Raw genomic sequence first — 1516 nt, forward strand, 5'->3', positions numbered from 1 at the left:
CGTCGACATGGACGCCTTCTTCGCCAGCGTCGAGGTGCGCCGACACCCCGAGCTGGCCGGCACGCCGGTCATCGTCGGCGGGGTGGGCAACCGTGGGGTCGTCACCTCGGCCACCTACGAGGCCCGCCGGTACGGGGTGCACAGCGCCATGCCGACCTCCCGGGCGCTGCGCCTGTGCCCGACCGCCACCGTGCTCCCCGGCGACCTCGACCTCTACACCGAGGTGTCCCGCTCGGTGATGGCGCTGTTCCGCTCCCTCACCCCGCTGGTCGAGCCGCTGAGCCTGGACGAGGCCTTCCTCGACGTCTCCGGCAGCGGCCGCCGGCTGGGCGACCCGGTCGCGATCGGGGAGTACATCCGTGCCCGGGTCTACGACGAGCAGGGGATCACCTGCTCGGTCGGGGTGGCCGGCAGCAAGTTCGTGGCCAAGCTGGCCTCCACCCGGGCCAAGCCCGACGGGCTGCTGGTGGTGCCACCGGCCGAGGTCATGGACTTCCTGCACCCGCTGCCGGTGGGCGCCCTGTGGGGCGTCGGTCCCAAGACCGAGGAGGTGCTGCTCCGGCTGGGCCTGCGGACCGTCGGCGACCTGGCGCACGTGCCGGCACGGACCCTGCAGCGGGCGGTGGGCCAGGCGGCCGGCAGCCACCTGCACGAGCTCGCCTGGGGGCGGGACCCCCGGCGGGTGGTCCCCGACGAGCCCGACCGGTCCACCGGCGCCGAGGAGACCTTCGGCACCGACGTCGACGACCCGCAGGTGATCCACCGGGAGCTGCTGCACCTGGCGGAGCGGACGGCGGGGCGCCTGCGCTCGACCGGTCACCTGGCCCGCACGGTGACCGTGAAGATCCGCTTCGCCGACTTCACCACGATCACCCGCTCCCGCACGCTGAAGGTCCCCACCGACGTGGGTCAGGAGCTGTACGACACCGCCCGCACGCTCTTCGACGCCCTGGGGCTGGACCGGGCGCGCATCCGGCTGGTCGAGGTGCGGGCCGAGGGGCTGGTGGAGGCCGAGGCGACCGCCCGCCAGCTCGAGCTGGGGGCTCGCGAGCACGGCCGGCGGGACGCCGAGCTGGCCGCCGACCGGGCCGCCCGGCGCTTCGGGGCCGGTGCCGTCCGGCCGGCCACCCTGCTCGGCCGCCGGCAGGTCCCGGGCGCCGGTCCGGTTGCGCGCGACCCGTCTCCGGGAACGCCCCGCTGAGCTGGCCGTCTGCCCGACGGGGACGCTGCGCGGTGCCGACCGGGGTATCGCCGGGAGTGTCGACGGCGACTCGCCTTTCGCAGGCCGCAAACGGCTCGTATCCTCGGTGTCACCGCGGGCGGACTGCCGCCGGTGGTTTCTTGCACTTGTACCTGGAGGTCGACGTGCCGCTCTCCGAGCACGAGCAGCGTCTGCTGGAGCAGATCGAGCGCGCCCTCGTCGATGACGATCCGAAGTTCGCCTCGACCGTCCGTACCGGCGACCGGCGACAGAAGGCCCGCCGCAAGCTCCAACTGGGCGCCGTCCTGGTGGTCG

Annotated in this window: 2 protein-coding genes; both read left to right on the forward strand. The window is 74.4% G+C overall.

The window, feature by feature from the left end:
* A partial coding sequence (dinB, locus tag IN07_RS22990) for a DNA polymerase IV (RefSeq protein WP_036341236.1) occupies positions 1-1201 on the forward strand: 1201 nt, incomplete at its 5' end.
* A gap of 164 nt (positions 1202-1365) precedes the next feature.
* The coding region (locus tag IN07_RS24985; RefSeq protein ID WP_036341244.1) for a DUF3040 domain-containing protein at positions 1366-1516 on the forward strand (151 nt) is incomplete at its 3' end.

The sequence above is a fragment of the Modestobacter caceresii genome, from assembly GCF_000761485.1.
GTDB lineage: Bacteria > Actinomycetota > Actinomycetes > Mycobacteriales > Geodermatophilaceae > Modestobacter > Modestobacter caceresii.